This window comes from Chloroflexota bacterium, assembly GCA_020850535.1.
In the GTDB taxonomy this organism is placed as follows: Bacteria; Chloroflexota; UBA6077; order UBA6077; family JACCZL01; genus JADZEM01.
In genome coordinates this window covers 26,322-35,547 of sequence record JADZEM010000089.1, presented here as the reverse complement: position 1 = coordinate 35,547, position 9,226 = coordinate 26,322, and the positions used below count along the sequence as shown (strand labels likewise).

The window sequence follows — 9,226 nt, the reverse complement described above, 5'->3', positions numbered from 1 at the left end:
GTCGCTGCGCGACGGCCGTGGGGAACGGCAGGCACTGGTGCGACTGGCGCGTCGCGCAGCGACTGCAGGATGGTAGGCGGGGCTTTCAAGCCCCGACGCGGCGGCACGACGACATCAACATGCAATCACCCTGCTGCGACCCCCTGCCGCGTGGCCGGCCGACAGCCATCCTGCTACGCTCCCTCTCAGCAACGATGTGAGGATGCTCGCCGGCGGCAGGCCGGCGGCGGGAGGCGCCACAGTGGCAGTGGTCGGCATCGAGATCCAGCGGCGGGAGCCGTTCGCTGGCGGGCAGGCGTTCGGCAAGGGCGGCGCCTACGAGCGCATTGACGGCATCGTGCGGTTCGGGGTGGACCCGGGCCACGCGGCCAACACGATCGTCGTGGATCTGGACAAGGCCCCGCGCGACGAGCATGGCCGCGTCACGTTCCTGGCCGATTTCACCATACTACAGCCAGCCGACGCTGCGCGCGGCAGCGGTCGCCTGATCTTCGAGGTCGCGAATCGCGGGCGGCGCATCCTCCCCCGGCACATCAACCGCGCCCCCAATGGCGAGGCCGTCACCGACGAGATCGACGCTGGCGACGGCTTCCTGATGCGCCACGGCTGGACCATCGGGTGGTGCGGCTGGCAGTGGGACGTGGTGCGCGGGCCGGGCCTGGTGGGGCTGGAAGCGCCGACGGCCCAGGAGAACGGCCAGCCAATCACCGGGCGGGTCTGCGTCGAGTTCCAGCCGAACGCCCCGGCCGCCGACAAGCTGCTGGCGAACCGCGTGCACCACCCGTACGTCGCCGCCGACCTGAACGATCCCGATGCCGCCCTCTACGTGCGCGAGTCGCAGGGCGCGCCACGGACGGAGATCCCGCGCGGGCAGTGGTGCTTCGGGCGCGACGATCGCGGCGCTCCGACGCCCGATCCGGCCTACATCTGGCTGGAGGGCGGCTTCGAGCCGGGCTGGTTGTACGAGATCGTGTACACCACCAAGATCTGCCCGGTCGTGGGGACCGGCCTGCTGGCGGTCCGCGACTTCACGGCGTTCCTGCACCACGGCGCGGCAGCGGCCGGCAACCCCTGCGCCGGACGCATCCAGCGAACCTACGGGTACGGCGTCTCGCAGAGCGGTCGCTTCCTGCGCCACTTCTTGTCGCTCGGCCTGAACCTGGACGAGGAAGGCCGACAGGTCTTCGACGGCCTGCTGCCGCAGGTCGCGGGCGGCCGGCGCGGCCAGTTCAACCACCGCTTCGCCCAGCCGTCCGACCAGTCCACCCCGAGCTTCGGGCACCGGATGCCGTTCGCCGACGACCCGCAGACCGACCCGCTCACCGGCGAGACTGGCGGCCTGCTGGATCGTCAGCGAGCCGTCGGGGGCGTGCCGAAGGTGATTGCCATCAACACGTCAGCCGAGTACTGGCGCGGCGACGGCTCGTTCATCCACACCGACATCGGGGCGACACGCGACGTGACCGCCCCGCCGGAGGTCCGCCAGTACCTCTTCGCGGGCACTCAACACGGCCCCGGCTCGGTGCCGCTCCAGCGGGTCAACGCGGCGGACGGCGCGACCGGCGTACACGGCTTCAACGCGGTGGACTACACGCCGTTGACGCGGGCGGCGCTGCTCAACCTCGACCGCTGGGTGTCCGACGGGGTCGAGCCGCCGCTGACTCTGGTGCCGCGCGTCGCGGATGGCACGGCGGTCCCGATCCAGACGGTGATCGACCAGTTTGCAGCCGTGCCGAGCGCCACCGTCCCCGAGGCCGACAAGGTGCTGGCCGTCTACCGCGCCGATCTCGGCGGGCAGACGGGGCAGGGCATCGCCACGCTGCCGGCCCGGATGGGCGAGCGCTACGCGAACGTCGTCTCAGCACTCGACGCTGACCTGAACGAGACGGGCGGCATTCGCCTGCCAGACCTGACCGTGCCGGTGGCGAGCTACACCGGCTGGAACCCGCGCGATCCCGCGACCGGCGGCGTGGGCCAGATCCTCTCGATGCAGGGCTCGACGCTGCCGTTCCCGGCCACCCGCGCCGACCGCGAGCGGACGGGCGACCCGCGCCCCTCCATCGAGGAGCGGTACGGCGGTCGCGATGACTACCTCAGCCGCGTGCGCGCCGCCGCCGAGGCGTTGGTGGCGCGGCGCTACGTGCTGGCCGAGGACGTCGAGCACGTGGTGACGGCCGCCGCCGCGCGCTACGACGCATTCGCAGCACAGCCGACCGGCACGCGGAATCCGTAGGCGAAACGTCGCGCGGAGGGCCGCGGGTCGCCCGCGCGCTGTCAGTTGCAGGGGAGCGTCGAGCGGGCCAGATCCAGCGCTGGCCCAATCGGCGTCTCCTTCGTGCGGACCCGCACGACCTTCTGCAAGGAGCGCAGGTGCCGCTCGGCGGCGGCCATGCCGGCCTCGACCTGCCGCAGCAATACCAGCGCGCTCGGGGTCAGCTCGGACTGGAGCCGCATCAGCTCGATTGCACCAACCGCCAGCGCCAGGTCATTGCTGAGCAGATGCACGATCTCGCGGGCGGCCAGGGTCACGCCTTCGAGCCGTCCGCGCGCCTCGGCCGTCTCGGCGAGGGTCGCGGAGAGCTGCTCCTGCTCGTGGAGGAGCGTTTCCAGGCGCGCATTCTGGTTCGCGAGCTGCCGGTGGAGCGTGGTGACGCGCTCGGCGGCGGCGAGACGCGCCTGCATCTCCTCCGGATCGAGCGGCTTCGCCAGATAGTCGTCAGCGCCGGCCTGCATGCCCTTCAGGAAGTGGCCCCGGTCATTGAGCACCGACAGGAGGATGACGTAGGTGTAGCAGGCGCCAGGGTTCGCTCTGATCATGCTGCACAGCTCGACGCCGTCGAGCTGAGGCATCACCCAGTCGGTGATGACGACGTCGAACGGCGCATCCTGATACGCCTGCCAGGCTTCGGCGCCGTTCGTCGTGACCTCGCACTCGTGGCCGAACCGTTCGAGGGTCCGCTGGAGGATGCGACGCGAGACTGCATCGTCCTCGGCGATCAGCACTCGCATTCGGCTGTTACCTCCGGAGACCGCCCGATGGGCGCAAGACAGGTGAACCCACAGCAGGTATGGCCGATGTGGGTTCGCGTCGGCCACGGGAATATCGGGCGCCGCTGCCAGCCTGGGCGTCTCACCCGAAGCCGATGTCATGCTGACGTCTCGCGATCGGGATGCCAGTCCGAGACCGGGGCTGGCGCCGAGCTCGCTACGCCGAGTTCGCTACGATAAATGAACGCTCACCCCAAAAACCAGGGGACGGCTTTCCCACTTCCCTAACGCTGGGGTAACGGCCCATCTGGGCAGCGGAATTTGAGAGCTCTCAGCCCTCAGCCCTCAGCCCTCAGCCCTCAGCCCTCAGCGGCGGGCGGCGCTCACCCGGCCTGGGAGCTGTCCGCGGCGCGCACCCAGCGCTGCAGCATGGCGTCCAGCACAGACACGTCGATGGGCTTGGAGAGATAGTCGTCCATGCCGGCCGCCAGACAGCGCTCGCGGTCTCGCGGCGTCGCGCCGGCTGTCACGGCGATGATCGGCAGCGGCGCTGCCTGCCGCTGCGCGCCACGCACGCGCCGCTGCTCGCCCTCGCGGATCAGCATGGTCGCTTCGTAGCCGTCCATACCGGGCATCTGGCAGTCCATGAGCACGGCGTCGAAGGTCTGGCTGGCGACGGCCTCGACCGCCGCGTGGCCGGTCGCGACGAGCTCCACCGCGTACCCACGGTGCTGCAACATCCGCACGAGCACCTTCTGGTTGACGACGTTGTCCTCGACCACCAGGATCGAGCGCCCGTTTGCATCGGAGGGGACGTCGCGGCGCGGGCTGGGCGGAGCGGCAGGCCGGCCTACGCGCTCACCGTCCGGCCTGCCGAGCGCGGCCTCGCAGACGGCGTAGAACTCCTGGCGGCGGATCGGCCGGCCGAGCCAGCCCGCGAGCGCGGTTGTGGGGAAGCCGCTGATGCTGTCGGCGTCGCGCCGCCGCCCCAGCCAGACCAGCCGCACACCGTGATAGTCAAGCAGTGACGCCAGCAGGTTGACGACCCCAGGCGCAGCAGCGGTCAGCAGCGCATGCTCGGCCAGCACCAGCGAGATGCGCTGCTCTGGTCGGCGCACCTGGGCCAGCTGCTCGACGGCGGCATCCAGGTCAGCAACGACGACGGGGAGCGCCCCGGCCTCCGTCGCCAGGGCCGTCAGCACGTCGCGGCTGGCAGGGCGCCCGGTCACCATAAGCAGCCGCCGATCCCGGAGGCAGCTGGGCGGCGCAGGCGGGGCTGGCGCCTCGGCGACGCACCCCAGTTGCACGGTAAACCAGAAGGTGCTCCCACGCCCGGGCGCGCTGTCCACGCCGATCCCGCCGCCCATCAGCTCGACCAGCTGCCGGCTGATCGCCAGCCCGAGGCCAGTGCCCCCATGGTGGCGGCTCGACGAGCTATCCAGCTGGGAGAACGCCTGGAAGAGGCGCGCCTGCCCCTCCTCCGAGATCCCGATGCCGGTGTCGGACACCGTGACTCGCAGCAGGTCGGCCGGCCGGGTCTCGACGGCGTCGGGCTCGCGCCCGCCCGGCCCGGCCGGCCCGACGCGCTGGCCGGCGTCCGCACACTGGGCCACGACGCGGACCTCGCCCCGGTCCGTGAACTTGATGGCGTTGCCGATCAGGTTCACGAGCACCTGGCGTATCCGCGAGCCGTCCGCCCGGGCGAGGCACGGCACATCGGGATCGACGTACACCGTCAGGTCGAGATCGCGCGAGGCGGCCGGCTCGGCCAGCAGGGCGGCGGCCTCCTCGATGACGGTCCGTGGGCACAGCTCGGCGATGTCCAGCGTCATCCGGCCGGCTTCGATCTTCGAGAAGTCCAGCAGATCGTTGACCAGGGCGAGCAGCGCTTCAGCACTGGCCTGGATCGTCTCGGCGGTGTCGCGCTGCTCGTCGGTGAGCGAGCTGTTGAGCAGCAGGTTCGCCATGCCGATCACGCCGTTCATCGGCGTCCGGATCTCGTGGCTGACGTTCGCCAGCAGCTCAGACTTGAGTCGCCCCAGCTCCAGGGCCTCGGCGTGCAGGCGCGCGTTCTCGGCGGCGACAGCGGCCTGCTGCGCGTAGAGGCGGGCGTTGGCCAGCGCGACCGATGCCTGCGCGGCCAGCGCCCCCAGCACGTCGGTATCGTCGACGTCCCAGGCCAGTGAGACGCCGTCCAGCACGAGGATGCCGTCGATCTGGGCGTTGCGCGTCAGCGGGACACAGCGAGCGCCGCGCAGCCAGGCCGCCGCGCCGCCGACAGCGCCCGGCCGCCATCCGGCGATCGGGGGCGAGCTGAGCGTAACCGGCGAGGCGTCCAGAGCGATGCCGGCGTCGAGAACGACGGTCCGGTCCGCATGCCCATCGAGCAGCATGCCGGGCGCGGGCGCATCGGCTCCGACGCCCGCCCCCAGGACGAACTGCCGCGAGTCGGGCGCCAGGATCCAGAGCCGGCCGACCCGTGCGGAGACCAGATCGCGCGCGGCCGTGACCACCTGCCGGGCGATCTCGGACGGGTGCTCGGAAACGGTCAACTGGGCGGCGATATCGTGCATCAACCGAAGCTGGCGTGCACCACGCGCCGCGATCTCGTGGAGGCGCGCGTTCTCCAGAGAGGTCGCCACGAAGCTCGCCAGCTTGCCGATCTCCGACAGCTCGTTGGCGCGGAACGTCTTCATGACGCCGTAGCCAACCTGCAACGCACCGAACAGCTCGCCCCGCACGATCAGCGGCGCAGCCATCGCGGCGCGCCGCCCATCCCCGAACGCCTCGTCATGCTCGGCCCAGTAGTCGCCCGCGAGACGGTCGTCCAGCGCGTTACCCGTCCAGACCACGCGCCGCTCAGCCGCTGCCCGGCCGGCCAGCCCGTCGCCAAGCCGGCAGGCAACCTGGGGATCGGTGTCGATGTGGTCGCCGGTGGCGATGCCGAGTGCGACAAGCTGGTCGCCCCCCGGCACGCGGCGGAAGATGGCGGCGCTGCCGGCCGACATGACGTCGAGCGTCTGGACGAGGATCGATTCGACAGCCTGCAGAAACCCCTCGTTGGCCTGCGGGGGCATGCGTGACGGGGCCTGCTGATGCTGCTCTGGCGCACCGACCGGCGCGGGATCGTGCCGTCGTCGTTGCGGCATCGGCCAGAGACTCACCGACGACTCCTCGCCTGTCCTCGCGCGGGGTATGGGCGCTGTCGAGCACGCGGCAGCCTTGACATACCGCCCTCCGGAGATCGCCTCGGGTGCTGTTTCCTCTCCCCACGCCATCTAACGAGCGAGTGGCGGGGCGAGGGACTGCATGAACAGCTCAACATCTGGCTGCCGGCTTTCTCCACGTGGAGGCGTGTGGGGCATGCTGGCCGAGCGCGAGCGGTCGGGAGTTGCACGACGAGGCTCCCATGCGATCATCCCGTTGCAACGGTTTCTCGGCCCTTGCTGTTTCACTCGATGAGACGGGCGAGCGGAGAGCGCCGGACGCTCCTCCAGGCGGCCCGCGTGAGTGAGGCTGGTGAACGACGAGACCTTGACAGCGGCGCTTGCGGCAGACCTCGACAGCAGCTTCGAGACACTCGTGTGCGCATACCAGGACCGGCTGTACGCCTTCGGGCTGCGGCTGACCGGCAGCACGCGCGACGCGGAAGAGATCGCGCAGGACGCCCTGGTGCGAGCGTATCGCGCCCTTCGACGCTACCCGGCGGAGCGTATCGCAGCGCTCCGGCTGCGAGCGTGGCTCTTTCAGGTCACGGTCAACGTGGCCCGCAACCGCGCACGGACACGCCGCCCGGCCGAGGTGCCGCTGGTCACAGAGGATGGAACGATGGACGTGTTGGCAGATCACGCAGCGGACGAGGCTGACCAACCGGAGCAGCAGGCCGAGCGTCGAGCGGCAGAGGATCAGTTGGCAGAGATCGTGGCCTCGCTCCCCGAGCGGTACCGGGCAGCCGTGGTGCTGCGCCACGTTCAGGGCCTCAGCTACGGCGAGATCGCGGCGGCGCTGGGCCAGCCGTCCGGCACGGTCAAGTCAAACGTCCATCGTGGGGTGGCCTACTTGCGGGCCGCGCTCGACGCGAGCGCAGCCGCCGATCTTGCCGACCTGGCACCTGGGGGTCGCCGATGAACGCCTATCTGGAGCGTGCGAGGGATCTGGCGGCAGCGCGGGAGCTTCATGCGCGGCTGCGGGCCCTGGGACAGACCACTGCGCCCGGATCGTTGCTGGGCGGCGTCCTCGGGGACGTTGGCCTTGACGAGCGGTACCTGTCGCTCGAGACGCCCATCGGGCGCGTCTTCGTGGCCTACAGCGGCCAGCGAATCAGCGGCGTCGTGCCGGCTGCCGATGGCGAGGTCTTCGAGCGGACCTACCGCGCGCGGACGGGGCGCACGGCGCGGCGCGCGGAGGCGATGCCCGCAGAGTTGCTGGCAGCGATCCGCCGGCAGTTGAACGGCGAGCCAGCGGACCTCGACCTTGACCTGCGCGCGCTCTCCGAGTTCGAGCGGGCGGTGCTGCTGAAGGCGTTGGAGATCCCACGCGGGGAGGTCCGCTCGTATGGATGGATTGCGCGGGAGATCGGGCGGCCGGGCGCAGTGCGGGCGGTCGGCTCGGCCCTGAACAAGAATCCGGTCCCGTTGCTGATCCCCTGCCACCGCGTGGTCCGCAGCGACGGCGCGCTCGGAGAGTATGCGTTCGGCGCAGCGCTGAAACGGGCGATCCTGGCCTCGGAGGGGCTGGATCTCGAGCGCGTCGACCGGCTGGCGGAGGCGGGCGTTCGCTACGTCGCGGACGCGACGGACCGCTCATTCTGCCTGCCAACCTGCTCCTGGGTCCGCGAGCGCCCACTGGACACGCTGGTCCCGATTCGCACGCTGGCGGCGGCGCTCGCGGCGGGTTACACGCCATGCTCGGACTGCCGGCCGGCGGCGCTCGTCGGCTGACTGGGGCGTGGGGCGTATCGGCTGACACGCCCTCAGCCCATAGCAAACACGCAACTCCCCATGTCATCCTGAGCGCAGCGAAGGACCTCACCCGCTGACCGTCAACGACCGCGTCAGCGGGTGAGGTCCTTCGCTGCGCTCAGGATGACAATTGTAACTTGCACGTTTTCACCACGACCCACGACCCACGACCCACGACCCACGACCCACGACCTACCTCTTCGGCGGGTGGGGGAACTGCGCCCGGACCGCCTCTGCTGCCGCGCCGCCATCCACTGGGGCAGCCAGCCGTCGCCAGGCCAGCGGCAGGTGGCGCGGCGGCGTGCCCAGCAGCAGGCGCGCCGTGGTCAGGTAGGCGGTCAGCCGCTGCCGGGCGTCCTTCGGGGCGCCGGCCAGCACGCCGACGGCACGGTACAGCGCGCGGAGCGCCAGATCGAGCAGCAGGATGGCGCGCACGGCGTCCTGCGTGGCCTTGCCATGGTGCTTCTGAAAGTAGACGGCTTTTGACAGGTAGTGCGAGGCCAGTTTGAGCGGCACCACCTGACCGCTGCTGCTGCCTTCGGCGTGGCGCACGCACGCGGTCGGAACGAGGTACGTTTTCCAGCCGGCCCGCGCCGCCCGCTTCGCGAGGTCAACCTCTTCCGCGTAGAGGAAGAAGTCCGGGTCCAGACGGCCCACCTCGTCCAGCACCGCGCGGCGGATGACCAGACAGGCGCCCTGCGCCCAGTCAACGCTGACCGGCGAGCGCGCATCGGGATCGAGGGTGGCCCGCCGATACCGACCGAGGACGGCGTCCGGGAAGAGGCGGATCAACTGTAGGTGCCGCCACGCCACGGTCAGCGGCGAGAGGAACGGGTAGGCGGAGAGGACTGGCTGGCCCTCGGCGTCGAGCAGGCGCGGCGCGACGATCCCGGCATCCGGGAGCGCGTCCAACGCCGCGAGGAGCGTCTTGATAGCGCCCGGCTCGACGATGGCATCCGGGTTGAGCAGCAGCACGGCGTCACCCGTGACCAGCCCCAGCCCGGCGTTGACCCCGACGGCAAAACCGACGTTGTCCTGGCTGCTGATGACGGTGGCCGTCGGCCAGACCGCCCGCACCACCTCGTCAACGTCGTCGTCGCCGCCGTTCTCGACCACCACCAGCTCGGCGCCGAGCGGCGCGGCGCGGATCAGCGCATCGAGGGCAGCGCCGAGGGTAGCCCGGCTCCTGAACGTGACGATGACGACGGAGAGGGGCGGCCTGAGGTCGTTCATGGGCGGATTGTACCGCCGCGTGGCCGCCATCCCGGCGACACGGC

At 70.8% G+C, this 9,226-nt stretch carries 6 protein-coding genes; 3 read left to right on the top strand and 3 right to left on the bottom strand.

The window, feature by feature from the left end; all coding sequences use genetic code 11:
• Nucleotides 1-241 precede the first annotated feature (241 nt).
• Complete coding sequence (locus IT306_12860) at nucleotides 242-2,233, top strand: hypothetical protein (GenBank protein MCC7369312.1); 1,992 nt, start codon at nucleotides 242-244, stop codon at nucleotides 2,231-2,233.
• A 41-nt stretch (nucleotides 2,234-2,274) separates the two neighbouring features.
• Here IT306_12860 and IT306_12855 read toward each other — a convergent pair whose 3' ends face one another.
• Together IT306_12855 and IT306_12850 are read right to left on the bottom strand one after the other, a co-directional pair.
• Nucleotides 2,275-3,009 carry a response regulator gene (locus IT306_12855; protein ID MCC7369311.1) on the bottom strand — a complete coding sequence of 245 codons (735 nt, stop codon included), beginning with the start codon at nucleotides 3,007-3,009 and terminating at the stop codon, nucleotides 2,275-2,277.
• A gap of 362 nt (nucleotides 3,010-3,371) precedes the next feature.
• Complete coding sequence (locus IT306_12850) at nucleotides 3,372-6,152, bottom strand: response regulator (protein ID MCC7369310.1); 2,781 nt, start codon at nucleotides 6,150-6,152, stop codon at nucleotides 3,372-3,374.
• Between the two features lie 370 nt (nucleotides 6,153-6,522).
• Here IT306_12850 and IT306_12845 point away from each other — a divergent pair, with 370 nt between their 5' ends.
• Complete coding sequence (locus tag IT306_12845) at nucleotides 6,523-7,116, top strand: sigma-70 family RNA polymerase sigma factor (protein MCC7369309.1); 594 nt, start codon at nucleotides 6,523-6,525, stop codon at nucleotides 7,114-7,116.
• Complete coding sequence (locus IT306_12840) at nucleotides 7,113-7,928, top strand: MGMT family protein (protein MCC7369308.1); 816 nt, start codon at nucleotides 7,113-7,115, stop codon at nucleotides 7,926-7,928. Before IT306_12845 ends, IT306_12840 begins: the two co-directional genes overlap by 4 nt.
• Nucleotides 7,929-8,141: 213 nt before the next feature.
• Here the strand turns inward: IT306_12840 and IT306_12835 are convergent, their stop codons facing one another.
• Nucleotides 8,142-9,182, bottom strand: a complete 1,041-nt coding sequence (locus tag IT306_12835) for a glycosyltransferase family 2 protein (GenBank protein MCC7369307.1) — start codon at nucleotides 9,180-9,182, stop codon at nucleotides 8,142-8,144.
• Nucleotides 9,183-9,226 lie beyond the last annotated feature (44 nt).